At 70.6% G+C, this 24410-nt stretch carries 23 protein-coding genes; 12 read left to right on the top strand and 11 right to left on the bottom strand.

Annotated elements, in window-relative coordinates:
• Positions 1–105 precede the first annotated feature (105 nt).
• The 3 genes from ACIBTV_RS30605 to ACIBTV_RS30595 all read left to right on the top strand — a co-directional run bounded on the left by ACIBTV_RS30605 (position 106) and on the right by ACIBTV_RS30595 (position 3524).
• A complete protein-coding gene (locus ACIBTV_RS30605; protein ID WP_396710529.1) occupies positions 106–714 on the top strand; it encodes a hypothetical protein in 609 nt (202 codons plus the stop codon).
• Positions 715–879: 165 nt separating this feature from the next.
• Positions 880–2307 carry a hypothetical protein gene (locus tag ACIBTV_RS30600; protein ID WP_396710527.1) on the top strand — a complete coding sequence of 476 codons (1428 nt, stop codon included), beginning with the start codon at positions 880–882 and terminating at the stop codon, positions 2305–2307.
• On the top strand, positions 2304–3524 hold the full coding sequence (locus ACIBTV_RS30595; protein ID WP_396710525.1) for an ARPP-2 domain-containing protein: 1221 nt from the start codon (positions 2304–2306) through the stop codon (positions 3522–3524). Before ACIBTV_RS30600 ends, ACIBTV_RS30595 begins: the two co-directional genes overlap by 4 nt.
• A 44-nt stretch (positions 3525–3568) precedes the next feature.
• Here the strand turns inward: ACIBTV_RS30595 and ACIBTV_RS30590 are convergent, their stop codons facing one another.
• A complete protein-coding gene (locus ACIBTV_RS30590; RefSeq protein WP_396710523.1) occupies positions 3569–3757 on the bottom strand; it encodes a hypothetical protein in 189 nt (62 codons plus the stop codon).
• A gap of 53 nt (positions 3758–3810) precedes the next feature.
• Here ACIBTV_RS30590 and ACIBTV_RS30585 point away from each other — a divergent pair, with 53 nt between their 5' ends.
• On the top strand, positions 3811–4758 hold the full coding sequence (locus ACIBTV_RS30585) for an SDR family NAD(P)-dependent oxidoreductase (protein ID WP_396710521.1): 948 nt from the start codon (positions 3811–3813) through the stop codon (positions 4756–4758).
• Here ACIBTV_RS30585 and ACIBTV_RS30580 read toward each other — a convergent pair.
• Positions 4755–5396, bottom strand: a complete 642-nt coding sequence (locus tag ACIBTV_RS30580; protein ID WP_396710519.1) for a GyrI-like domain-containing protein — start codon at positions 5394–5396, stop codon at positions 4755–4757. The genes ACIBTV_RS30585 and ACIBTV_RS30580 overlap by 4 nt on opposite strands.
• Before the next feature lie 1134 nt (positions 5397–6530).
• Here ACIBTV_RS30580 and ACIBTV_RS30575 point away from each other — a divergent pair.
• On the top strand, positions 6531–6926 hold the full coding sequence (locus tag ACIBTV_RS30575) for a hypothetical protein (RefSeq protein ID WP_396710518.1): 396 nt from the start codon (positions 6531–6533) through the stop codon (positions 6924–6926).
• Between the two features lie 128 nt (positions 6927–7054).
• Complete coding sequence (locus ACIBTV_RS30570; RefSeq protein ID WP_396710516.1) at positions 7055–7741, top strand: type 1 glutamine amidotransferase domain-containing protein; 687 nt, start codon at positions 7055–7057, stop codon at positions 7739–7741.
• Positions 7742–7801: 60 nt separating this feature from the next.
• On the opposite strand, the gene ACIBTV_RS30565 is transcribed toward ACIBTV_RS30570, so the two are convergent.
• The 6 genes from ACIBTV_RS30565 to ACIBTV_RS30540 form a co-directional block, all read right to left on the bottom strand.
• Complete coding sequence (locus tag ACIBTV_RS30565; protein WP_396710515.1) at positions 7802–8581, bottom strand: MerR family transcriptional regulator; 780 nt, start codon at positions 8579–8581, stop codon at positions 7802–7804.
• 14 nt (positions 8582–8595) lie between these two features.
• Complete coding sequence (locus tag ACIBTV_RS30560; protein ID WP_396710513.1) at positions 8596–9357, bottom strand: ABC transporter permease; 762 nt, start codon at positions 9355–9357, stop codon at positions 8596–8598.
• On the bottom strand, positions 9354–10151 hold the full coding sequence (locus ACIBTV_RS30555) for an ABC transporter ATP-binding protein (RefSeq protein ID WP_396710512.1): 798 nt from the start codon (positions 10149–10151) through the stop codon (positions 9354–9356). Before ACIBTV_RS30555 ends, ACIBTV_RS30560 begins: the two co-directional genes overlap by 4 nt.
• A gap of 125 nt (positions 10152–10276) precedes the next feature.
• Positions 10277–11356 (bottom strand): hypothetical protein, encoded by a 1080-nt coding sequence (locus tag ACIBTV_RS30550; RefSeq protein WP_396710511.1) that lies wholly within the window; start codon positions 11354–11356, stop codon positions 10277–10279.
• Between the two features lie 16 nt (positions 11357–11372).
• A complete protein-coding gene (locus ACIBTV_RS30545; protein ID WP_396710509.1) occupies positions 11373–11855 on the bottom strand; it encodes a peroxiredoxin family protein in 483 nt (160 codons plus the stop codon).
• 166 nt (positions 11856–12021) lie between these two features.
• Positions 12022–12789: an SDR family NAD(P)-dependent oxidoreductase gene (locus tag ACIBTV_RS30540; protein WP_396710507.1), complete on the bottom strand. Its 768-nt coding sequence runs from the start codon at positions 12787–12789 to the stop codon at positions 12022–12024.
• A 120-nt stretch (positions 12790–12909) separates the two neighbouring features.
• Here ACIBTV_RS30540 and ACIBTV_RS30535 point away from each other — a divergent pair, with 120 nt between their 5' ends.
• The 5 genes from ACIBTV_RS30535 (at position 12910) to ACIBTV_RS30515 (ending at position 16623) form a co-directional block, all read left to right on the top strand.
• Positions 12910–13602: a sigma-70 family RNA polymerase sigma factor gene (locus tag ACIBTV_RS30535; protein WP_396710505.1), complete on the top strand. Its 693-nt coding sequence runs from the start codon at positions 12910–12912 to the stop codon at positions 13600–13602.
• Positions 13599–13823 (top strand): hypothetical protein, encoded by a 225-nt coding sequence (locus ACIBTV_RS30530; protein WP_396710503.1) that lies wholly within the window; start codon positions 13599–13601, stop codon positions 13821–13823. The genes ACIBTV_RS30535 and ACIBTV_RS30530 overlap by 4 nt, the downstream gene beginning before the upstream one ends.
• Positions 13824–14152: 329 nt before the next feature.
• On the top strand, positions 14153–15151 hold the full coding sequence (locus ACIBTV_RS30525) for an RNA polymerase subunit sigma-70 (protein ID WP_396710501.1): 999 nt from the start codon (positions 14153–14155) through the stop codon (positions 15149–15151).
• Positions 15152–15236: 85 nt separating this feature from the next.
• Positions 15237–15728, top strand: coding sequence for a DUF6069 family protein (locus ACIBTV_RS30520; protein ID WP_396710499.1), 492 nt, complete (start codon positions 15237–15239; stop codon positions 15726–15728).
• Between the two features lie 22 nt (positions 15729–15750).
• Entirely contained in the window at positions 15751–16623 is an 873-nt protein-coding gene (locus ACIBTV_RS30515; protein ID WP_396710497.1) for a glycoside hydrolase family protein, read from the top strand.
• On the opposite strand, the gene ACIBTV_RS30510 is transcribed toward ACIBTV_RS30515, so the two are convergent.
• From ACIBTV_RS30510 to argS, 3 genes are all read right to left on the bottom strand, one after another.
• Positions 16617–17714, bottom strand: coding sequence for a helix-turn-helix transcriptional regulator (locus ACIBTV_RS30510; protein WP_396710495.1), 1098 nt, complete (start codon positions 17712–17714; stop codon positions 16617–16619). The two genes, ACIBTV_RS30515 and ACIBTV_RS30510, sit on opposite strands and share 7 nt — an antisense overlap.
• 233 nt (positions 17715–17947) lie before the next feature.
• On the bottom strand, positions 17948–18811 hold the full coding sequence (locus ACIBTV_RS30505) for an LLM class F420-dependent oxidoreductase (protein WP_396710493.1): 864 nt from the start codon (positions 18809–18811) through the stop codon (positions 17948–17950).
• Between the two features lie 194 nt (positions 18812–19005).
• The gene (argS, locus tag ACIBTV_RS30500; protein WP_396710531.1) at positions 19006–20724 is read right to left on the bottom strand and encodes an arginine--tRNA ligase; all 1719 of its coding nucleotides are present in this window, start codon (positions 20722–20724) and stop codon (positions 19006–19008) included.
• 573 nt (positions 20725–21297) lie between these two features.
• On the opposite strand from argS, the gene ACIBTV_RS30495 reads away from it, so the two are divergent.
• Entirely contained in the window at positions 21298–24318 is a 3021-nt protein-coding gene (locus ACIBTV_RS30495; RefSeq protein WP_396710491.1) for a S8 family peptidase, read from the top strand.
• Positions 24319–24410: the final 92 nt, after the last annotated feature.

The following is a 24410-nucleotide window of genomic DNA, read 5'->3' as shown; positions in this document are numbered from 1 at the left end:
CCGCTACCGCGCCACTGTGCAGATCGCCGACATCCTCATCTGGCTACGCGCGAAACCGGACCGACCCAAGCCATGATCCAGGAGACACGGCCTAGTGTTCGCGTCATGGCCTTGCTCCCGGACCAGTTCTACGACCACGCGGTGACCGTTGCGGACGGCGAGCGGCGGCTTCCGCTGGCGCGCATGACGGGATGGGAGATCAGCCCGTTCGAGCAGGACGGCTTGCGCGTCGCGCCGCTGCGCCCCCCGGTGCTGCCCGAGCCCGCCCGGCACGGCGAGGATCCGGCGCAGTGCCGAGTCTGTCAGGAGCGCGACGAGGGGATCTGGTTCAACGATCACTGGCGGCTGGCCCGTGTCACGGGAGTGGGCGTGCCGCTGGCGCTGATGCTGTATCCGCGCGATCACTACGACATGGCGGATCTTCCCGACGATCTCGCCGCGGAGTTGGGGCTGTTGACGACGCGGATCGTCCGTCACGTGCAGGCCCTGCCGCACATCGCGCGAGCGCACGTCTACCGCCTCGGTGACGGCGCCGCCCACCTGCACGTCTGGTTCTTCGCCCGGCCGCAGGGTCAGGCGCAGCTCCTCGGTTCCTGGCTGGTGGTCTGGGACGACCTGCTGCCGGAGTATCCCGCCGACGTCGCCGAGGCGGACGCCGCGACCGTGGCTGATGCCCTGGTCGCCTCGCACGGGGGCCGCCGAGCGGCCACCTGAGCGGGCGGCAGCGAAACCACCGGCACGCGGGCGGGTATCGTGGCCGGGCCGGCCGCGGGACTTCGGTGCGACTTCCGGAACCCGCCTCTGAAGCGATGCTTCGCAGTTCGTGCCCCCATTCCCCGGCCGGCACCGTGGTCACCGTAAGGAGAGTGGGTCGCGGTCATGTCGCGGGCGGATCGGGTCGCGTGCGAGGACGTCGTCATGTTCGTCAACGCCGCGATCGCCTCGACGGCCCAGCGCGAGTTCCGCTCCGGCGCCGCCGCGCAGCGCCTGTCGTTGGGTTTCCTCCACGAGTACGTGCTGGGCAACTATCGCGAGCTGTACGCCGCGACCCTGGCCCTGGACGTCAACGACCTCAACGCCGCCATGGTCGTGACGAACCTGCTGCGCACCGCGCGGGAGGCCGGCGGCGAGCAGCGCGCGGTGGAGGGGCGGCTGATCGCGGCGCGGCTGCGGTCGCTGCCGCCGCAGCGGGTGTACGGCGTGTTCCGCGAGCTGCGCCGGTTGGGCATCAACAACCGGCGCACCCGCGCCATCGTGCGCGACTGGGTGGCGGCCCGGCCCGATCCGGCGTTCGACGCGGTCAAGTACCGCCGGTCGTTGTCGTCCGCCGCCCGGCACGCCCATCTGCCGCTGTCTGGCGAGGTCGGCACGGTGCTGTTCGACTGGCGCCGGCCGAAGCGCTACGAGACACCGATCCTGGAGGCGTGGCGACGCGCCCACTACGAACAGCGGGCCCTGTACGAGCTGCCGTACACCGTCGCCGAGGGACTGGCCGCCCAGCACGGCATCGACCGCGCCCGGTTCCTGACCGGTATCGCACCCAGGCTCACCGACCGCGAACGGCTGCGGCTACAGGGGAGCGCCGTACGGCACAAGGTCGAGTCGGTCGCCATGGACCTCACCACCGCACCCCTGACCCGCCTCGCGATCTACGTGCTGTCGCTGCCCCGCCCGGAACGCGCCCGACGCCGCGACGAACTGACCGGCGCGCTTCAGGCCGCCGCGCGCCGGGCCGCACGCCGGCAGGCGGGCACCTGGGGGAGGGTGGTTGCCGTCCTCGACGACAGCTACTCCGCCGCCGGCTCCGGCGTGAAGCGTCGCCGGCCACTCGCCGTCGCCCTGGCCACGCACTATCTGCTGGAGTCCCTCGCCGCCGACTACACGGGGCTGTGGCTGCACCATCGCGGCGACCCGCTGCTGGTGCACCCGATCGGCGCCACCGGGTTGGGCAGGCGCATCGTTGACGGCCTCGAACACCGCCCCGACCGGCTCGTGATCGTCTCCGACGGCTGGGACAACGCCCCACCCGGGCAGGCCGCCGAGGTGCTGCGGGTCTGGCGCGACCGCCTCGATCCCCACCGGACCACGAGCGTCGTGCACCTCAACCCCGTCTACGACGCCGAGACCTTCGACGTGCGCCGCCTCGCCGCAGGCGTCGCCACCGTGGGCGTCCGCGACGCCGAGGACGTCGCCGCGCTCGTCGAGCTGGCTCGCTTCGCCACCGGCAGCGCCGGCTTCGACGAGTTGCGCCGCCACCTCGCCGACCGGGTCGAGCGGTTCCTCAACGCCGAGGAGGCAGCGTCGTGACGGCCGCGACCGACGGCATCGACCTGACCGGGCTGACCGCCGGCCCCGCCCAGACGTGGGGCGCGATCCGCCTCGTCCCGCTGCTGCGGCCGCGCCCCATCACCGATCTGCGCCTGCATGCCCGCCTCTACGATCCCGACGAGCTGTCAGTCGTCCACACCGCGCCACGCGCCGCGTACCTCTCCTACATCCCGCACGCCTACGTCGCCACCTGGACCACCGACACCACCCCGGCCGCCGCCTACGGCACCCAACTCCGCGATCCCGCCGACACTCTCGCTCCCAACGGGATCCGGCTGACGTTCCGCCGCCGCCTGGCTCGCCGGGAGGACCGGCAGCGGCTCCGATTCCTGCCGCTGCACCTGGCCATGGAGGGCTACCTCGCGCTGCACTTCGGTGGCCCGCCCATCGCCTGGCAGGAATGGACCCGCCACGCCGTCACCCGCGGCCTGTCCCCCCGCGTGGAGGCCGGCTACACCGGCGCCGCCATCGCCGGCCTCGACGACGCGCTGCGGGTCTTCGAAATCCACCCCGACCAGTGCGGCATGCTGCTCTACGCCGCCGACGCGCTCGCGGCCGCGTTCGTCGTTCCGCACCCGGACGACTACCGGTCCCTGCACCCCACGTTGTTGCAGGACTTCTACGGCGAACTGCTGTTCCACTACACCCACCTGTATGAGGCCGTGCCCGACTTCACCGCACACCTCGACGACACCCGCATCGCCAGCATCGCCGATCTGCGCGCGCAGCTGGCCCAGGTCGACGCCGACTGGAAGACCTTCCACGCCCTGATGGCCGATGGCCTGTTCGCCGCCGAGCGACTCACCGTCACCCCGGTGCAACGGATGGGTCGCTTCACCCTGGCCCGGTTCCTGCCCGTGTTCGACCCCGACGTCGACAACCACATCGGCGAGACCATCACCGACGAGGCCGGGCGACTGGCCTACCTCAAGACGTTCCGGCTGTCGGCCGCCCAGACCCGCCGCGGGCATCTGCTCTCCCAACTCGCCGCCAACGACTGGAACCTCGACGTCACCGCCACCACGCTCGGCACCGAGCGGGACGCACTGGTCCAACGTCTCGACCGGGCGGGCTTCGGCCATCTGCTCCGCCCCGACATCATCGACTCCTGCCGCAGGCGTGCCCGAGAACTCCGCGGCCGGGGAACGAAAGCAGGGCCCACCCGCCCAGTGCACGGCAGGTCAGCGGCGGGGTAGCACGCCCAGGAGGCTCGCGGTCAGGGCCAGCTTCAAGGAGTCCTTCAGGTCCAGGTGGAAGCGGGCCAGGCCGGGTTCGGCCCGGTAGGCCGCCTGCAGGCTGGGTGGGGGCGTGCGTACGCCGAGAGCGCGCCGGCCAGGACCATGGTCTGCAGGCTGAACAGCGTCGCCTCCGCGCCCAGCTCCGGCAGGTGCTCCTTGAGCAGGGCGGTCATGGTGGTCGGACGGTCCATAGCGTCGTCGGTGCAAGATACCCCCGGTACGTTAGCTGGTTTAGGAGCCCTGGATGAGCGAGAAGTGGACGACGGAGAACATTCCGGACCAGCGCGGACGGGTGGCCGTGGTGACCGGCGCCAACACCGGACTGGGGTACGAGACCGCCAAGGCGCTCGCCGAACGCGGGGCGTCCGTGGTGCTCGCCGTGCGCGACGTCGAGAAGGGCGAGCGGGCCGCGGCACGCATGACCGGCGACGTGAGCGTGCAGGCGCTGGACCTGACCTCGCTCGACTCAATCCGGAACGCGGCGGCGGCGGTGCGGTCCCGGTTCGATCGGATCGACCTGCTGATCAACAACGCCGGCGTGATGTACACCCCGAAGCAGACCACCCGGGACGGCTTCGAGCTGCAGTTCGGCACCAACCACCTCGGCCACTTCGCGCTCACCGGGCTGCTGCTGGACCTGATGCTGCCCCTGCCCGGCTCGCGGGTGGTGACGGTCAGCAGCACCGGCCACCGCATCCGGGCCGCGATCCACTTCGACGACCTGCAGTGGGAGCGGTCGTACAGCCGCACCGCCGCCTACGGCCAGTCCAAGCTGGCCAACCTCATGTTCACCTACGAGCTACAGCGCCGACTCGCCACGCACGGCACCACCGTCGCGGTAGCCGCACACCCCGGCCTGTCCAGCACCGAACTCGCCCGTAACACGCCCGCGGCCCTCCGGCTCCCGCTCACCTGGCTCGCACCGCTGCTCACCCAGACGCCGGCGATGGGCGCGCTGCCGACCCTGCGTGCCGCCACCGACCCCGCCGTGCTCGGCGGCCAGTACTACGGCCCCGGCGGACGCTTCGAGGTCATGGGCCACCCCCGGCTCGTCACCTCCAGCCCGCAGTCGTACGACGTAGCCGTACAGGAACGGCTGTGGGCCGTCTCCGAAGATCTCACCGGGGTGACGTTCCCCGTCGCACCGTCCACACCCACCTCGTCCGCTCCCGGATCGGCCGTCACGAGTTAGCCGTCGGTGTCGGTGGTGATCGGCTGCCTGAGGATGGTGCGCTGCCTGTCCGGGGCGACCCTGCGGAAGTCACTGAGGTAGATCTCGTGGTGAGCGCCGGCCATGCGAAGCCCGTGGCCCGGGATGAACTCATGGTGCAGGTGATCGAGCACGGCGGCCTCGTCGTCGAAGGAACCGACGTGCAGCGTCTGCACGCACCGCCCCTCGGACAACGTCTGGAGGCGGACGTCGTCGAGACGCGCCGGTCGGTGCCCGTCGCCGACCTGCGTGACGGCGGTGGCGAACACGGTCTGGTCGATCCAGTGGGGGACCATGAGCATCAGCGTCCAGTCCCAGCGTGACTTGTCCCGTGCGGTGGTGAAGGACTCCATCTCCTCGGCCCACCACAGACCTTCCAGCGGCGGGACGACGTAGTCGCGCCCGAGGTCGCGCTTGCTGGCGAACTTCAGCTTGTACGCCACGGGGTAGAGCGCCTCGACCGCCTCGATGAAGGCGGGCGCGGTGTTGGGATCGCCGTGCCCGTCGATCATCAGGTACTGCATGTCGGGTACATCGACGACCCGGAACCGGCCTCGTTGCGCTCGGTAGGCGTCGAGGGTCTTCTTGAAGTCGACCTTGCCGTCAGCTTCCTTGACCATGGGGCACCTGGACTCGGTTGGTGAGGTGGGCGGGAGGCAGTCGGTCAAGGTGCACCCGATAGCGCAGGTGAAGCACTCGATCGCCCGGCTGGCAGCGGCGGCGGGCCGGCATCGGCGGCAGCGTCAGCCGGGCGTACGGCGACGCGCCGTCCAGGAAGCGAAAGTCGTCGATCAGCCCGTCCAGCGGCGGTCGCGGCACTCTGGACACATACTCCACGCCCGCAGCATCGCAGACGCCAGCGTTCGGGTCGCCGCCCATCCCAGGGCTCGCGCCACCCATCGACGCTTGAGCGAGCGAGGACTGGTCGGTCGCCGCATCAGCGGCGGTCGTCTGGGTCTTGCGGCGGCTCGAGAACGTCCGATGGTGGCGGTGGCGGCTTCTTCGGGCCGAATCCGGACCGCATCACCCACAACACGATGACCGCCACGATGACGGCGATCAGAAGGACGCATGCGATCCCCCCGGTGATGCCCACAACGCGAAGTTATCGCGTCATGAGCCGCGTGGGACGCGGTTTCGGAAATGCTCGGTCAGGCGGGTGCGGCCCCGGCCGGCGGCGCCGAGGACACAAGATCGCTGGGCCGTCGGCGCATGGTCGCCGGGCTCCTGGGTTGTTACCAGGACGGCGCGGCCTGCAGGACCGGGCACGCCGGAACCGATCCCGACCCTCGGCCCCGCTCTCCACTGAGGACAATGAGCGCGGTGCCGCTCCCACCGCCGGAGGCCTTTCATCGCAGGCCCGGAGCCTCGCGCCAGACAGTGCACGGCGGGTGTGGACCGAGAGGAAGATGGGCCGATGACGGGGCACTCGGCGAGGAGCCTGAGCCGGACGCTGTTCAGGGAGTTCCTCGATCAGGTCCTCCAGGAGCGCAACCTGATCGGGACGAAGCAGGTCTATCGCCGGACCGCCCCCAACGGGGACGCCGTGGTCGTCGATTTCCAACGCTCGACGTCGTCCACCAGGAACGCATACGCCTTCTACGTCACCATCGCCCTCGTGCCCCGCCCCTGGCTGCTCTGGATGCGCAGCGGGTCGAGCTCACCCCAGGCAGCGCCGGCGCGCGTCACTGAGGGGCCTGATCAGCACGCGCCTGACGAAGCCGAACTCCCTCTGGAGCCTGCCCCGCGAGGAGATGCTGCGCATACTCGTGAGCGGACACATCCCCGCCGGGATCGATTCCGGAGACCACGAGCGGTGGTGGATCGACTCGCCACAGGCACTCCAGCAGCATGGACCGACACTGCGGGACCTGCTGTCGCAGAAGATCACGGAGTTCGAGCAACTCCTCGATCGCGAGGCCTTCAAGCAGCGACTCAGCAACGGCGCGCCGCTTCCAGGAGACGGCTCTCGGGAAGCCGCCCTCGCCGTGCTGCTCGCCGACGAGGGGCCCAGCGTTGAGCTCGACAACGTGCTCGGCCGCCTGCACGACCCTGGATCGACGTTCACCCGCTGGGCTAACATGCACGCCGCCGGGCAGCGCGATGGGGCTGGCGGCCATCCGAGCCGGACGGAAGCCGGGTCGAGCTGACCGTGCGGCTGCGTCGTTCGGAGGCGGCGTCGACGGCCCACCTGAGCTTCCAGCTATCCCGCCACGTCGTCGTCCGAGCCGTGATCCAATACGCGTACGGGGCGGGACTGGTGATCTCGGGAGGTAACGTGACCAAGGTACTGATGGTGCTGACCTCGCACGACCAGCTGGGCGACACCGGACGTAAGACCGGCTTCTGGCTCGAGGAGTTCGCCGCTCCCTACTACCGGTTCCGCGACGCCGGCTGGGACGTGACGCTCGCCTCGCCCAAGGGCGGGCGCCCACCGCTGGACCCGAAGAGCAACGAGCCGGACTTCCAGACCGATCAGACGCGCCGGTTCGAGGCCGACGCGGACGCGAAGGCCCAGCTGGGGGAGACGCTGCGGCTGGACTCGGTGTCCGTCGACGACTTCGACACGGTGTTCTACCCGGGTGGCCACGGCCCCGTGTGGGACCTGGCGGAGGACGAGAACTCGATCAAGCTGATCGAGCGTACGGTCGCGGCGGGCAAGCCGATCGCGCTGGTCTGTCACGCGCCGGGGGCGTTGCGTCATGTGGTGACGTCGGACGGGAAGCCGCTGGTCGCCGGTCGACAGGTCACCGGCTTCACCAACGGCGAGGAGGAGTTCATGGGCCTGACGAAGGTCGTGCCGTTCCTCGTCGAGGACGAGTTGCTCGCCAAGGGCGCACAGTTCGACAAGGTGGGCAACTTCGAGCCCTTCGTGGTGACCGACGGGCAGTTGGTCACCGGCCAGAACCCGGCCTCGTCGGGACCGGCCGCGGTTCGGCTGATCTCCCTGTTCGACGCCCGTTGACACCAGCACGCCAGGCTCGGGAGCGGGCGCGGGCGATCGTCCGGGTCCGTCGCGCCGAGCTCAGCCTGCCGGCTTCTGGACCCGCTGCATCCGGGTCCAGCCGTCCCAGCCGCGTTCGCGCATGAGGTCTCGTAGCCGCTCGGCCCGCTTGTCGGCCGCGTCGGCCAGGTCATCCAGCAGGGCGAAGGACATCTCGTCGCGGCCTTCCCCGCCGAAGTCGAGCTCGCCGGCGGCTTCCGCCTGCTCGGCGAGCTCGACCATGATGTCGGCGGCCTCGTTCGCCAGCGGGTCGTCGATCCCCTCGGCCTCCATGAGCTGTGAGAGCACCTGGTAGAGCCGGACGACCCGCGGGTCCTCGAGCTGCGCGAGCTTGCTCGGGATCCATTCCCGGACTTGGTCGGGCCAGCGGGCCGCGATGAGGATCCACCCGTCCCGCTCGCCCGCCATCATCCGCTCGGAGGTTCCGATCTCCCGGAGCCGTTCGAGATAGGCGACGACCTCCGGCGGAAGCACCAAGCTGTCCCCGGCGCTGAGCTGACGGATCCGCTTGCGGCTGGTCTGCAGCCGATCGATCTCGTCGCGCAGGCGATTGTCGATCTGCTCGACCGCTTCGGCGAGGGTTGCCTCGTCGGCCTCCAGCATCCGAGCGATCTGGGTCAGCGGGACGCCGGCGTCGGCGAGAGTGCGGATCTTGATGAGCGACACCACGGCCGGTGCGCCGTACGTGCGATAGCCGGAGGCGTCGCGTTCCGGCTCGGGCAGCAGCCCGATCTGGTGGTAGTGCCGCACCGCCCGCACCGTGACACCGGCGTACGCGGCCAACTGCCCGATCGTCAGCATGCGTTGATCCTGGCTCAGCTGGTCCGGCGACGATAGGTGATGCCAGCGAAGGTGAAGGCCGCCACGAGCAGGCCGACGCACCAGGCGAGAGCGGTCCAGATGCTGGTGTCGACCGGCTGCTCGGTGAACAGTGCCCGCAGGGTGTTGACGATCGAGGTCACCGGCTGGTTCTCGGCGAAGGCGCGGACCGGGCCGGGCATCGACGCGGTGGGCACGAACGCCGAGCTGACGAACGGCAGGAAGATCAGGGGGTAGGCGAACGCGCTCGCGCCGTCCACGGATTTGGCGGTGAGTCCGGGGATGACCGCGAGCCACGTGAGCGCGAGGGTGAACAGGACCAGGATGCCGGCGACAGCGAGCCATTGCAGCACGCCCGCACCGGAGCGGAAGCCCATCGCCAGGGCGACCAGGACGACCACGACGAGGGAGATCAGGTTGGCGACCAGCGAGGTCAGGACGTGCGCCCACAGTACGGCGGCGCGGGCGATCGGCATGGACTGGAACCGTTCGAAGATGCCGCCCTGCAGATCCAGGAAGAGGCGGTACGCGGTGTAGGAGATCCCCGAGGCGATCGTGATGATCAGGATGCCGGGTAGCAGGTAGTTCACGTACGAGCCGGTGCCGGTCTGGATCGCCCCGCCCAGGACGTAGACGAACAGCAACAGCATGGCGATCGGTGTGATCACCGTGGTGATGATGGTGTCGGGGCTGCGCGCGATGTGGCGCAGCGAACGCCCCAGCAGGACTGCGGTATCGCCGAGAAAGTGCTTGTTCATCGCTTCTCTCCGTTCGTGGCGGTGCCGACCAGGCTGAGGAAGACGTCCTCGAGCGTGGGTTGCTTCTCGACGTACTCGACCTTGGCCGGGGGCAGGAGCCGCTTGAGCTCGTCGAGGGTGCCGTTCACGATGATCCGCCCCTCGTGCAGGATCGCGATCCGGTCCGCGAGGTGCTCCGCCTCGTCGAGGTACTGCGTGGTGAGCAGCACGGTCGTGCCGCCCGTGGCGAGTTCCCTGACCGCCGACCAGACCTCCAGGCGGGCCTCCGGGTCCAGCCCGGTGGTCGGCTCGTCGAGGAAGATGATCGGCGGATCGCCGATCAGGCTCATCGCGATGTCCAGCCGACGACGCATCCCCCCGGAGTACGTCGCCACCCGGCGGGAACCCGCCGCCGTCAGCGAGAAGCGCTGCAACAGGCGATCCGCGATCGTGCCGGCGTCCTTGAGGTGCCGCAGTCGGGCGATCATGGTGAGGTTCTCGCGGCCGGTGAGGACCTCGTCGACGGCTGCGAACTGGCCGGTGAGGCTGATCGACTCACGGACGTCCGCGGCCCGCGTCGCGACGTCGAACCCATTGACCTCCGCGCGGCCGGCGTCCGCCTTGAGCAGCGTGGACAGGATCTTCACCAGGGTGGTCTTGCCCGCCCCGTTCGAGCCGAGAAGGGCGAAGATGCTTCCCCGTGCCACGTCGACGTCCACGCCGCGCAGCACCTTCACATCCTTGAACGACTTCTCCAGGCCCCGTACACGTATTGCGGTGTGATCGGTTCGATCGGTTGCCGATGGAATGCTCATGCCCGGCAGCATGGAGGGTTGACGCTGCGTCAGGGTCAAGCCCTTCCGCTACGTTCCGTTGCGTCAGCAGAGCGGGTACCCGATGCCCGTCGGACGGTGCCCAATTCGCTGACGCGGGTCCTGGATCACGGTACGAGCCACCCCAGACGCGCGTTCGTCTCGGCCACCACATCGGTGAGATCCCGGTACGGCTCGTCCCACGGGTCCTTGAGCCCGAAACCCCGCTGGGGATTCTCCAACCAGCTGCACCAGTGCCAGCCCAGGCACCATTGCCGCTCGACGAAGGCCTCCGCGGAGGCGGCGTAGCCCAGGCCGCGTTCGTGCTGAGTGCGGAAGGAGCCGGTGCGTCGCGGGCTCATCACGGTCGGACACCAGTTTCCGGTGTCGGCGATGAGGACCGGCCGGCCGGTTCGTTCGTGCCACCGGTCGACCACGTCCAGGGCCGCCTCCAGACGGCCGGGTTCCGGCCCGGGAAACACCTGTACCGACAGGACGTCGACGTACGGCGCCATGGCGTCGAGCACCGGCTCGGGCGCGCCGACACGGGTGCCGTAGCGGTCTCCCAGGATCAGGTGGTGCGGGTCGTGCCGCCGGATCGCTTCGGCGGCGACCCGGTAGTACGCCCCGGCGACGGCTGCCAGTTCTCCCGGCGGGTAGCCGGCACCGGTCGGATGCCGGCCCCAGCAGGGGACGTCGACCAGGAAGTAGCCGAGCAGGTTCGGGTCGTCGGGGCGGCAGAGCGTACGGGCCAGGTGGTCGCACCATTGCGCGAAGGCGGGCGCGCGCGGATCGCGGTACGCCGGCACGCCGTTCCAGTGCTCGATCTCGGCGACCCGCAGCGACAGCGTGTACGGCACACCGGTATCGGCCAGGTCGTCGGGGGAGAGGCCCTCCGAGTGACCCAGGTCGACGACCCGCCCCTCAGTGGCCAGCCCGTTGCCACTGACGTACTCCGAGGTCCAGCCCACGGTGTTGAAGCCCCACGCCGTCATCTCCGGGATCAGGCCCTCGCGGAGCCACCGTCGGCGTGAGCCGCCGTACCGGGCCCGGTAGATGTCGATGTTGTGGGGGTAACGCAGGTTGGTGTCGTCGGCGTGCACGATCCCGATGGAGCGGAACGGCTCGCCAGACGGGGTACGCAGCCGCCAGCCGTCGCGGTGTTCGACGGTGAAGGCGGGCAGGGTGCTGGTCATCTCCGGGGTCACTTCCTCGATGCTCGCGTCATGCGGCCTGGTGCTCGCGCAGGTAGCGGACGAGACCGGCGACATCCTCGGGGACGAGGCGTCCGATGGCCCCGCTGGAGTAGACGCTGACTACAACCTTGCCCTCCGGGTCGAGCACGAACCCGGTCGACTGGAGGTACCTCGGGTCGTCGTTGACGAAGGCGCCGGTCGCCTCGGCGAAGGCGGCGGGGTCGGCGCTGTGGCCCACCGGGAACTGCAGGCCATGCTCAGTGATCGTCTGCTTGGTGGTGGCCTCGTCGTCGACCGAGACCGCGACCACCTTGACGCCGAGTTCGGCGAGCTTTCCCAGCGAACGCTGGAAGGCGCGCAGCTGGGCCTTGCAGTACGGGCACCACGAGCCGCGGTAGGAGAGCACCACGCCGAAGCCGCCGGCGAGGGCGTCGGGCAGGGGCAGGGTCTCGCCGCCGGGCAGGGACAGCGTCAACGCGGGGAACTGCTCGCCAGGGTGCAGCAGGCTCATCTGGGGTCTCCTTGCTCGATATTCGGGTGGTTTCTGAATTCGTTCAGCGGGTGGGCCGGGCCCCGGGATGGAGCCGGGGTGCGGCAGGCCGCTGCGGCGGACTGGTCTCGGGTGTGGTCGGTAGGCGGCCTGCGACGGGAAGCTGTGCGCCCGCACACCGGCCGGTTCAGGCGGGACCGAAGACGTCCCAGATCTGTGCGCTGCGGTCGTCGGCGGTGAGGCGGGCGAGCAGCGAACCGGCGGAGTGTTCCGGGGTGAGCAGCTTCCCGTCAGCGTGTGTGCGGACGAACCGCCGATGCAGCGCGGTGCCGATCTCGGCCGGATCCTGGTCACGGATCCAGGTCTGGATCGCGGTGTCGACCGGCCCGGGGCGGTAGACGTTGGCGGTGACGCCGCTGCCGTCGAGCTCCAGCCCGAGGTTGATCGTGTGGCCTTCGAGCGCGGACTTGCTCGCGATGTACGCGTTCCCGCCGATCATGGCACCCGGGTCGGCGACGCCGCCGGTGGAGACGTTGACGATGCGCCCCCAGCCCCGCTCGACCATCCCAGGTAGGAAGGCGAACGTGAGCGTCACGGCTGCGATCACGTTGATCTTCATGGCCGCGGCCCACTCGGTGACATCCACCCGGACGCTCGGCGCGAGCGGCCAGACCACTGCGGCGTTGTTGACGAGGATGTCCACACCGCCCCACTCGTCGCGTATCCGGGTGACCGCGTGGGCGAGTTGCCCGTCGTCACGGAGGTCAGCCGGTACGACGAGCGACCGGGCACCCGACTCCTCGACGAGAGCCGCGGTTTCGGCGAGTTCGTGCTCGGAGCGTGCCAACAGAGCGACCGTCGCGCCCGCCCGGCCGAGCCCCACGGCGATCGCCCGGCCGATGCCCCGTCCGGCGCCGGTGACCAATGCGGTTCTGCCCGCGAACGAATCAGTCATGCGAGGTTGGCGCCGTGTCTCGGACGAGTTCTTACCACCGTGAGACCGCTGTCACAGCACGGGTCGCGAGGAGTGCCCGGCCCGGACACCCCGGGCTGGGCCGGATGCTCCCGTGCTGCCGTGGCTAGAGTTCGCTACGTGATGCCGGCGGACCCGACGAGGCTGGACGACAACCAGGACGCCTCGAGCGGACTCGACCCGGAGTCGGCCGAGTGGGTACGTACGCTCGACGGCAGGGGCGCGGAGCGGGAGGCGGCTGTCGTACGGCTGCACGAGCTCCTGCTGCGGGTTGCGCGCGGTGAGGTGCGGCGCCGCAGTGGGCTGCTGCGCATCGACGGCCCGGAGCTCGACGACCTGGCCCACCAGGCGGCGGCCGATGCGGTGCTGGCGATCACCACCAAGATCGGCCAGTTCCGGGGGGAGAGTCGCTTCAGCACCTGGGCGTACAAGTTCGTGATCTTCGAGGTGTCGCGCAAGATCGGTCGCCATTTCTGGCGGCGGCCGCAGGTGCCGCTGGACGCTGAGGAGTGGGAGCGGTTGCCGGATCGGTTCGGCCTCGACCCGTCGCGGGAATCCGAGTGGCGCGAGCTGATCGCCGCGCTGCGTCGGTCAGTCGAGACGGAGCTGACCGATCGTCAGCGCGAGGTCTTCGTCGAGATCGTGCTCAACGGCGTACCGTTGGACGCCCTGGTCGAACGGCTCGGATCGAGTCGCAACGCGATTTACAAGACCATGTTCGATGCCCGGCGTAAGCTGCGGACCGCTCTCGCCGCTCAGGGGTATCCGCATGACCACACCTCGGAGCAGCGATGAACCAGATGTCCGCACTCGACCGCTTCCTGCGCACCGAGCCCGAAGACGTGGGCTGCGGCCAGGCGATGGAGATGCTGCACGTGTACGCCGAACTGGCCGCCACGGACCCCGAGGCGGCGGCCATGCGCTACGCCGGGCTCGCCGCCCACCTGCGCGCCTGCGGCCCGTGCGCGGAGGATCTCGAAGGTCTGCTGGCCGCGCTGGCCGGTCCTGGGCTCTGATCCGCCGACAACCGGCCCGGCCCGCGCCGCAGGCGGAGATCGTCCGGCGCTATCCGACGCTGTCCCGGGAACACGGGCTCCAGCGGGCGGCCGAGCACGGCGACGAGCACGTCCTGAAGTTCGTCGACACGGCCGTCGGCGCGCTGATCGAGCAACCCTGACCGCAACGGGGAACCGCCCGGGACAGGCGCGGCCACGTCCACCGCACCGGTCCCGGATGGCTCCGGCGGGCCGGGGCGTGGCAGGTGAGTGGCGAGCCTGGTGATGAGTTGTCGCGCCCGCACCCGTCATACCTGGGACGGGACAGGACGAGACGGAAGGATGACGTGATGAGTGCGGACACGCGGCGCAAGGTGCTGGGCGTGGGTGGTCTGGGCGAGCTCGACGAACCGGAGTTCACGGGGATGGCCGAGCGGCACCGGCGGGAGCTGCACGTGCACTGCTACCGCCTGCTCGGGTCGTTCGAGGACGCCGAGGACACGGTGCAGGAGACGTTCCTGCGGGCCTGGCGGCGGCGGGAGACCTTCGCGGGCCGCTCCACGTTTCGGGCCTGGCTGTACCGGATCGCCACCAACGCCTGCCTGGACCTGCTCGCCAAGTGCCGCCCCGAGCCGGCGACCGGCGGCGAGGTGCGGTGGCTGCAGCCCTACCCGGACCGACTGCTCGACGAGTTGCCCGCGGGCGACGCCGACGAGCCGGAGACCGTCGCCCTCGCGCGGGAGACGATCGAGCTGGCGTACGTTGTCGCCGTCCAGCACCTCGCGCCGCGCCCACGGGCCGTGCTGATCCTGCGCGACGTGCTGGGCTGGCCGGCGAAGGACGTCGCGGAACTCCTCGGGGACTCCGTCAACTCGGTGAACAGTGCGCTGCAGCGGGCCCGCGCCGGCATGCGGGAGCACCTGCCCGCCGAGCGGCAGGACTGGACCGGCGACGAGACGGACGCCCGGACGCGCGAGTTGGTCCGCCGCTTCACCGATGCCAGCGTGGCCACGGACATCGACCGGCTCACCGCGATGCTGCGCGACGACGTCCGCTGCTCGATGCCGCCCACGCCGGGCCTGCACATCGGCCGCGACGCGGTGATCAAGGACTGGATCGACGACGGCTTCACGAGCCTGACGGGTCTGCGCGCCGTCCCCACCGCCGTGAACCGGCAACCCGCCGTCGCCTTCTACCACTGGCGCGAGCGGGAGGGCGCGTATCTGCCGCTGACGATCGACGTCCTGCGCATCGCCGGCGGGGCGATCACCGAGATCGTCACCTTCCACGACGACCGGTTCCCGCGGCTCGGGCTGCCGCAGCGCCTGCCGGCGGACGGCACGGAGTAGCCCCCGGCGCGCACGCTCACGCTGCGCGGCGTCCGCCCCCCGCCGCCACACCCCTGTGCCGGTGACCGACTCATGGAGAAACGACATGCGGCGCATGAATGACACCCGGGACGTCGTAGACCCGGCATCGGACCGGACCCGTCGCCCCCATCGGCTCCGCGGACTCGCCGGTACCGGCGTCCTCGCCACGCTCGCCGCGATGGCGGCCACCACCCTCGCCGCCGCGCTCGCCCGGGCCGTCGGGGTCGACTTCGAGATCCCCGACGGTGGCGAGGCGATCCCGCTGCCAGGGTTCGCCGTGGTGACCGGCGTCCTCTCGGCCGTCGGCGTCGTCATCGCCGTCGCCTTCCGCCGGTGGAGCACCCGCCCCGCCGAACGATTCGGGTCGACGGCGGTGTCGCTGACCGCGATCTCGCTGGTCGCGCCCCTGCTCGCCGGGGCGAACACCGCCAACACCATCGCCCTCCTCGGGCTGCACCTCGTCCCGGCGGCGGTGATGATCCCCGCCCTGGCGCGAAGCCTTCGCGTCCGGGCGGAGTCACGTGTCTCCCAGATCTCTGGGATGTCGGGGGCGTGATGATCTATCGAAGAATCGGCGTATGCAGAACAAGCGATTGTTGTTGGCGATGCTGTTGTTCGGAGCGACCGTGCTGGCGCCGGTGGCGTTGACTCCCTCACCGGCTCTGGCCTACGTGGTGGACTGCTCGGCCACCGGTGGCCCCGGGCCGCAGCCGGGGCTGCCGGGGGATGAGCCCGAGGAGCCGCAGCAGGGACAGCAGATGACGCCGGAGGAGATGCGCGCCTTCGTGGCCAGCCACGAGAGCCCGAACGGCCTCGCCGGTAACCCGCACGTCTACATCGACACCAAGGGGCATCCGACCGTCGGGGTCGGTTTCAACCTCGACCGACCCGATGCCCGTGACCTACTCACCAAGGTCGGCGCGAACTACGACGCGGTTCGTGCCGGCACCCAGGATCTCACCCCACACCAGATCGCGACCCTCTTCGAGGCCGACTTCGTCGCCGCAGCGGCGACCGTGCAGCGCTACATCTACAACTTCGACTCGTTGACCCCGTCCCGGCAGGCGGTGCTCATCGACATGGCGTTCAACCTCGGACCGGCCGGGTTTCGGGGCTTCCGCAACATGATCAACGCGGTCAACGTCGGCAACTGGGAGGCTGCGGCGCGGGCGATGAGCCAGTCGCTGTGGGCCACCCAGGTCGGCATCCGGGCCGTCCAGGACATCAAGCTGATGCGTCAGGGCGCGATGTGTCAGGACGGTGACGCTCCGGCCGCACCGCCGCCGGGCGGCAACCACGTCAACTACCCCGGCAACGTCTGGGCCCTGCCCGACACGGGCGGCGCCACCGTCGGCGGGGGCTCGCCCGCGCCCATCAGCTGCCGCATCAACCACATCGAGGTGTACTACGAGGGCCACTGGATCGACATCGCCGTCGTCGACTGCTACTGACCTGCGGTGACCTCCGGGCGGGCGCCCGTGGCCACGGCGGCCACGACGGCGTCCGCCCGGTCGGCGGTCAGCAGCATCGCCACGAACTCGCGCCGGCTGCGCACCCCCGCCTTGTCGAACACCGCCTTCAGGTGGTCCTGCACGGTGTACGGCGAGACCAGCAGGGCAGCGGCGATCTCGGCGGTGCTCAGGCCCCGCACCGCGTACAGCGCGACCTGCGCCTCGCGGTCGGTCAGGCCATACGCGGCGAAGGTGACCGGAATAAGCTCGGCGGGGCCGGCCGGTGTGATCACCACGGCGACCGGTGATCGCGTCGACCGGCCGAGCAGCGAGGCGTGCAGGACGTGCCACCGACCGTCCGTCGTCCGGGCTCGCAGCGGCGGCTGCGGCACGGGTCGGCCGGCGGCGACCGCGCGGGCGTGCTCGGCCGCCATGACGAACGGCAGCGGCACACCGAACAGCACGGCGGTGTCAGCGCAGAGCCGGCCGAGCAACTCCTCGGCGCGCTCGTCGGCGTGCAGCACCCGATTGTCCGGCCCGACGACGAGCACCGCCGGTGCGTGGGCAACCGGTCCCTCCGAGCCGATCGTCCCGGCCGCACCGGTCTCGGCCGCGCTGCGCCGTAGCGCGGCACCGATCAGCGGCGCCGCCGCGTTCGCCAGCGCCAGCTCCTCGGGCAGGTAGTGGCCACGGTCCGGGGCCCGCATGAACGCCGCGCAGCCCCACCGGCCGCCCCGACTGTCGAAGACCGCGCGCAGCTCGTCGCCGTAGCCGGCCGGCCGGATCTGGTCGCGGTAGCGCAGACTCCGGTCGGGTCGTCCCCCGGTGGCCCGGCTGAGCGTCTCCGCCGCCCGGCCACTGCGCCGGATCACCGGGAACGTCGCGATGTCGTCGCCCCACACCTCCAACTCGACCGCCGCGTGGAAGTCCGACAGACGCAGATCCGGGCTGACGACCGAGGTGACCAACCCGGTGGCCGGGTCACTGTCGTGCCAGCAGACGCCGTCGTAGCCCAGCGCCGGGCGCAGCAGCGCGTCGGCGCGGCTGTATACCTCGCTCGACGGCAGACCGGACGAGCCAAGCTCCGCCACCTCGGCCAGGATCCGCCGATACGGCCGAGAGAACCGTCGTGCTGTCCCGCGAGCCGACATGCCGGGCAGCGTAGCCCTCACCACTCCGACCGTCCTCAAAGGAGTAGTGGGACGGCGTGTCACCCAACTGGACTACGGACGCCCGCATCCCCGGGGCACGTCGAGCTTCGCCACGACACCGAGAACACGGGTCAGCGGCCCGCGCGCTGAGGCCGTGCGGTTGGCAACAGACGTCAGATCAGGACTGCGGCGAGCGCGCGGAACGAGTCGGCGGGGAAGGCCGTGTCGTCGCCGCCGTTGAGCACCTGGATCGCCACCTCGTCCGCGCCGGCCTGGTAGTGCTTCTCCAGCCCGGCCGCGACCTCATCGACGCCGCCACAGGGGATCAGGGCATCGATGAGGCGGTCGCTGCCGCCCCCGGCGAAGTCCTCGTCGGTGAATCCGAATCGCCGCAGGTTGTTCGTGTAGTTCGGCAGCGCGAGGTACCGGGTCGCGTACTGCCGCGCCGTCGCGCGGGCGGTGGTGGGATCTGGGTCGACGACCACCGCGACCTCGGGAGCGAGCAGCCGGTCGGGCCCGATCGCCGTCCGGGCCTCGGCGGTGTGCTCGGCCGGGGCGAAGTACGGGTGCGCTCCGGCCGAACGGTCGCGGGCGAGGTCGAGCATCCGGGGGCCGAGCGCGGCCAGGATCCGCCGCTCGGCAGGAATCCCGGCCGCGTCGAGGCCGTCGAGGTACTCCACCATCCTCGTGTATGGCTTGCGGTAACTTGTGCCGCTGCTCTCCACGACCACGGCGTGGCTGGCGCCGATGCCGAGCAGGAAGCGGCCGGGGTGGGCCCGCTCCGCGTCCTGGGCGAACTCGGCCACCTCCGCGGGCGACGAGTGCCAGATGCTCACGATCCCCGACGCGACCCCGATGCGCTTGGTCCCGTCCAGGATCTCCCGGAAGCGTGGGGCGACGTTCTCGCCGAAGCCGCCCGAGAACCAGATCCGTGAATAGCCGAGCTCCTCCAACTCGGTCGCGGCATCGACGGCCGCGCCCCGACTTTCGCTGGAGAGGAAGAACGGTTGCCACACGCTGACGAGTCGCTGTGCCATACCCGTACGGTACGCACCGGATCCGGCGAGGGTGCGACGCCGCGCCACGTCGACACCTTCTCGACTTGCCGAGGCAGACGGCGGCGACCCGCCCGTGCCTGGATCAGGCGAGCGTATGGCCGTACGGGACGCCCTGACGACCATGGGGCCCGCAGGACCGCGGACGGCGAGCGAACCTGTGATCACTGATCTGATCACATCCGTTCCGGGGTCCGAATGCCGAGCACGTGCAGCCCCTGCCGGAGCACCCGAGCGGTCAGGTCGCAGAGCACCAGCCGGCTCTCCCGCAGTGGCTCGTCGGCCCGCAGCACGGGACAGCGCTCGTAGAACGCGCTGAACGTGGCGGCCAGCCGGTACAAGTAACCGGCGAGGTGGTGGAACTCGAGGTTCACCGCCACCTCGTCGACCACCCTGGGAAAGTCCGCCAGCTCGACGGCGAGTGCCCGCTCGGCCGGATCGGCCAGTGAAATCCCGGCCTCCGGCCGGGCCGCCACCCCGGCCCGCCGGAAGATCGACCGGATCCGGGAGTACGCGTACTGGAGGTAGGGCGCGGTGTTGCCGTCCAGCGAGAGCATCCCTTCCCAGTCGAGCACGTAGTCCCGGTGCCGGTCACTGGACAGGTCCGCGTACTTGATCGCGCCGATGCCGACCGCCCGGCCCACCTCGGCCGCCTCAGCCTCGCCCAGCCCCGGGTTCCGCTGACGGGCCAGCGCGGTCGCCCGAGCGATCGCCTCCTCCAGCAGCCCGACCAGCTTCACCGACCGGCCGGCCCGGCTGCGCAGCATCCGCCCGTCCGACCCGAGGATGGAGCCGAACCCGACGTGTTCGGCCCGAGCCGGCGGGGCCAGCCAGCCGGCCTGCGCGGCCGCGGCGTACACCATCTCAAAGTGTCGCCGCTGCGGCAGCCCGACCACGTAGAGCAGCCGGGTCGCGCCCAGCGTGCCGGTCCGGTGGCGGATCGCCGCCAGGTCGGTCGCCGGGTAGCCGTACCCGCCGTCGGACTTACGCACGATCAACGGCAGCGGCTCGCCGTCGCGCCCGACGAAATCGGGCGGGAACACGCAGGCCGCCCCCTCGCTCTCCCGCAGCAGTCCGAGTCGGTCCAGGTCCTCCACCACCGGGCCGAGCAGGTCGTTGTAGCTGCTCTCACCGTGGAAGTCCCGCGCGGTGAGGGTCACGTCGAGCAGGTCGTAAACGGTCAGGAAGTACCGTTCTGACTGCTCCACCAGAATCCGCCACAGCCGCAGCGTCGTCCCGTCGCCGCCCTGCAACGCCACCACCCGCAGCCGGGACCGTTCCCGGAACGCCTCGTCGGCGTCGAACTTCGCCCGGGCCGCCTTGTAGAACGAGTCCAGGTCACCCATCGACGGCTCCTGCGCGGCCTCGGCCTCGCCCAGGTCGACCAGGTGCTCGATCAACATGCCGAACGGAGTGCCCCAGTCGCCCAGGTGGTTGGCCCGCAGCACCCGGTGGCCCAGCCACTCCAGCAGCCGCGCCGCCGCGTCGCCGATCACCGTCGACCGCAGGTGCCCGACGTGCATCTCCTTCGCCACGTTCGGCGCCGAGTAGTCGACCACCACCGTCTCCGGCGCGGCGGCCACCGGCACGCCCAGCCGCGGGCTGACGGCCAGCGCGGACACCAGCCCGGCCAAGGCGTCGTCGGCGACGGTCAGGTTGAGGAAACCTGAACCGGACAGCTCCGCCACACTGCACAGGTCGGCCAGATCGGCATGCCGCAGCACCTCGGCGGCGATGGCGCGCGGCGGCCGGCCGAGCCGCCGGGCCAGCGCCAGCGCCGCGTCGGACTGGAAGTCAGCCCGCTGGGAGCGCCGCACGACCGGGTCGACCGGTTCGCCCGCCACCGCCGCGAACGCCGGCGCCAGCCGGTCGGTCAGAAGTTTCTCCAGATCCATGGGTACGCCGATCTCGCTCGGATCCGCTGCGCGGATCACCGGATGAGGATGCGGGCGGACCGAGGACGATCGAGGGTGACCGGCGGCTCGATCCGCCGGTCGCAGAGAAGAACGCTCAGCGCGGGCGGTCGTGGGACCGCCGGCGTCGCAGCGCGTCACACCGGACGTCGGGGGACGCCACCGGGAACGCGTACGAGCTGATCATGGCGTCAGCTTACTGGGACGGGCCGCCGGCGACGCAACGACATTTCAGGCCGACGGATGCCCGTCTCGGACGATGCAGGTGGACCGCCACTCGGCGACCAGCGTCACCATCTCGGGGTGTCGATCCTCGTGCGTCGTCGGGTGGCGTGGGCCGGTCGACAAGGTCGGGGAGACAGGGCCCCGACATGCAGTTACAAGCAGATTTCCAAGACGGCATTCCAGTAACGGAGTCTTCTCAGGCAACCGTTGTTGATCTTAGATTTCGGCGACCGTCGCCGGTTGTCAGTCGTGGCGGCGGCATCGAAAGTGGAGGGCAACAACGTGCCACAAGCGAACAAACCTCTACCCGGGTGGATCAGGCGCGGACCGGTGAACATCCTGGCCGCCGCCGTGATCGCGGCGGGCCTGGCCGGCACGCCGGGGGCGGCCGCCGCTGCTCCCGCCCCGACCGGCAGCGGACCGGTCGCCCGCTACCTCGTGCAGCTCGACGAGCAGCCGTTGGCCACCTACGCAGGCGGCGTACCGGGACTGGCCGCGACCAAGGCAGCCGGTGGTGGCAAGCTCAACCGGAGCTCCAGCGGCGCCAAGGCGTACCAGGAGCACCTGCGCCACCAGCGCGGCGCGGTGCTGACCGGCGTGGGGCTGCCCGCCGATCAGGTCAAGGTCACCTTCGACACCGCCTTCAACGGCTTCGCCGCGGATCTGACCCGCGCCCAGGTGGCTCGGCTGCGCGCCACCCGCGGCGTGCGAACCGTGTACGAGGACACCCGGGTGCACACCACCAGCGCCTCCCCCACGTTGGGCTACCTCGGCCTGACCGGCCCGCAGGGCGTATGGCAGCAGCAGTCCGGCAACGTCACGCATGCCGGCGAAGGCATCATCATCGGCGTCATCGACAGCGGCTTCTGGCCCGAGAGCGCCAGCTTCGCCGCGCTGCCGACCCCGCGTCCGGACCAGGCGGTCATCGACGCGAAGTGGAAGGGCATCTGCGACGCCGGTACTGAGGCGCCGATCACGTGCAACAACAAGGTGATCGGTGCGCGCTGGTACGGGACCCTCGCCGACGTCTTCACGGACGAGTACTCCTCGCCGCGCGATCGCAATGGACACGGCACGCATACCGCGAGCACCGCGGCAGGCAACTACGGCGTGCCGGCCACGGTCGCCGGGCAGTCCGTCGGCGAGATCTCCGGCGTGGCACCGGCCGCTCGGCTGGCGATCTACAAGGCGCTCTACGACACCGGCGTCGGCTCGGCCACCGGCAGCACCGTCGACATCGTCCACGCCATCGACGACGCGGTCGCCGACGGCGTCGATGTCATCAACTACTCGGTCGGCGACGACCGGGAGAGCTTCGGCGCGGTCGAGCAGGCCTTCCTCAACGCCGCCGCGGCCGGCGTCTTCGTGGCCGCGGCCGGCGGGAACGCCGGGCCCGAGGCAGCCACCATCGACAACTCCACCCCCTGGGTGACCACGGTGGCCGCGAGCACCATCGACCGGCAGTACAGCCGGAAGCTCACCCTCGGCAACGGTAGGACCATCACCGGTGTGGGCATCGGCGCGGCCACCGCCGGGCCGGCGCCGCTGGTGTCCGGCAAGGCCAGCGCGCTGAACCCCACCAACACCCAGGACGCCGAACTATGCGTGGACGGCGCGCTCGACCCCGCCAAGGTCCGCGGCGCGATCGTGCTCTGCCTGCGCGGGGTGACCAACCGGGTCGACAAGAGCGCCGCCGTGGCGAAGGCCGGCGGCGTCGGCATGGTGCTCTACAACGACGGCGTGAACTCCCAGGACGCCGACACGCACTCAGTGCCCACCGTGCACATCCGCGACACCGACGCCCCGCCGATCGTCGCGTACATCGCCTCGGGCGCGGCCACGGCGACGATCTCGGCCGGCACGCTGACGTCGGTCGAGGCGCCCGCGGTCGCCGGCTTCTCCTCGGCCGGGCCGTCGAACTTCAACGGCGGCGATCTGCTCAAGCCGGACATCAGCGCGCCCGGCGTGGATGTCGCGGCGGCGTTCTCGCCCGCCGTCGGCGGGCAGGACTTCGCCCTCGAGTCGGGTACGTCGATGGCGTCCCCGCACATCGCGGGCATCGCGGCCCTGCTGCGGGCCCAGCACCCGAACTGGTCGCCGTCGGCGATCCGGTCGGCGCTGATGACGACCGCCGTGGACACCACGGACCAGGGCAACCCGATCAAGCTGGGTGACGCCGATGCCACGGCGTTCAACTACGGCGCCGGGGAGGTCCGGCCGGGCGACGCCTTCGACCCCGGTCTGGTCTACGACTCGACCGAACAGGACTGGCGCAGGTATCTGTGCGGACTGGCCGAGCAGGGCGCCCAGGTGCCGGCGGACGGCTGTGACGTGACCGGTGCGATCGCGCCCAACCAGCTCAACTACCCGTCGATCTCGATGGGCAACATGGTGGGCACGCAGACCGTGACCCGTACCGTGACCAACGTCGACACCACCGCCGGCGACTACACCGCCGAGGTGCAGGCACCGGAGGGCTACTCCGTCACGGTCACGCCGAAGAAGCTGCACGTGCTGCCGGGCCGGACCGCGACGTTCCAGGTGGAGATCACCAACAAGAAGGGCGCGCTCGACACCTGGGTCGACGGCTCGCTGACCTGGCGCGACAAGTCGGGCCACCGGGTCAAGAGCCCGCTGGTCGTACACAACACCGGGTTGATCGCGCCGGACGAGATCACCGGCACCGGTGCCGCCGGCGCCGTGGCGATGAACGCCCAGGTCGGGTTCAAGGGCAACCTCGTCGCGCAGCCCACCGGTCTGACCTCCGGCACCGACATCGACACCACGCTCTACGGTGACGCGCCGATCTGGGACTCCCGGTCGCCGGACAACCTGCCGGTGCCGCTGCCGGCGTCGATCTACCGGGGGACGGTGCACGTACCGGCCGGCACGGTCAACCCGCAGGTCGTGGTGACCGGGCACGGCGCGCACTGCGACGAGATCGACTGGAGTGCCGACCCGCTGCCGCCGTGCGCCGAGTTCATGATCGACGTCTACGACAGCACCGGGAAGGTCGTGGCCGCCCCGTACGGCGCCAAGGAAGGCGCCCGCGTGGCGCTGCCCGGCGCCGGTGACTACACCCTGATCATCGAGCAGCTGTACACCCTCAACATGCCGCCCGGTCAGGCAGCGAACACGTACACCATCACCACCCTGCTGCCCGGCGTGCCCGGCACCTCGGAAGGCAAGCTGACCGTCGATCCCGCCCGACGCAACCTGCAGCCGGGTGAGACGGCGGACCTGACGCTGCGCTGGTCCGGGCTCACCCCGGGCCGTCTCTACGTCGGCGTGCTGGTCCTGGGCAACGGCAAGGATCCGCTCAAGACCCTGCCGATCACGGTTCGGTCCTAGTACTCCAACGTCATTTGGCCTGTCTGCGCTGGTAGTGGGATCGTCGGGCTCGGGCTTGGGATGTTCGCCGCCAGTACGACCAGTGCAGGATG

Source organism: Micromonospora sp. NPDC049366 (assembly GCF_044466625.1).
Taxonomy (GTDB): Bacteria; Actinomycetota; Actinomycetes; order Mycobacteriales; family Micromonosporaceae; genus Micromonospora.
Note: the sequence above shows the minus strand (reverse complement) of the source record. Positions and strands in the feature narration are given on the sequence as shown.